The sequence below is a fragment of the Pseudovibrio sp. W74 genome (genome assembly GCF_001623085.1).
Classification (GTDB): domain Bacteria; phylum Pseudomonadota; class Alphaproteobacteria; order Rhizobiales; family Stappiaceae; genus Pseudovibrio.
Map to the genome: position 1 here is coordinate 1 of NZ_LMCJ01000036.1, position 374 is coordinate 374.

At 45.7% G+C, this 374-nt stretch carries 1 pseudogene; it reads left to right on the forward strand.

Features of this window, described 5'->3' with window-relative positions:
* Positions 1-324 (forward strand): annotated as a pseudogene (locus PsW74_RS28915) (hypothetical protein); the annotation flags it as partial.
* Between the last annotated feature and the right edge of the window lie 50 nt (positions 325-374).

A 374-nucleotide genomic window follows, 5' to 3' on the forward strand; every position in this document is an offset into this window, starting at 1 on the left:
TCCTGTGTCGAGAAGATCTTCAAGGTGTTCCCCAAGCAGAAGATTATCATCTGGAAGAATGAGTATTCGGGACTAGCGGCAAAGAATGACAAACCCTTCGAAGAGATGAAGATCTTCAAGGACAACGTTGAACGCATTTACGCGGTGCCAACGCTCAAGCAACGCACTGGAAGTTCTTTCAATCACGATATTCAGCAAATGATTGAAAAACGGAAGACCTTCAGTGAGGCGGTCAATGACGACAACTTTGGGCTTATGTCTCGCCAGCGCCTCAAGATGGTTCGAAACGATGTGTTTTCCCAGCTTGAAGCAATGAATTTGTAAGCCTGAAGTGAGGATGTGATGACCACTGAAGCTTCAGCTGCAAATGATGA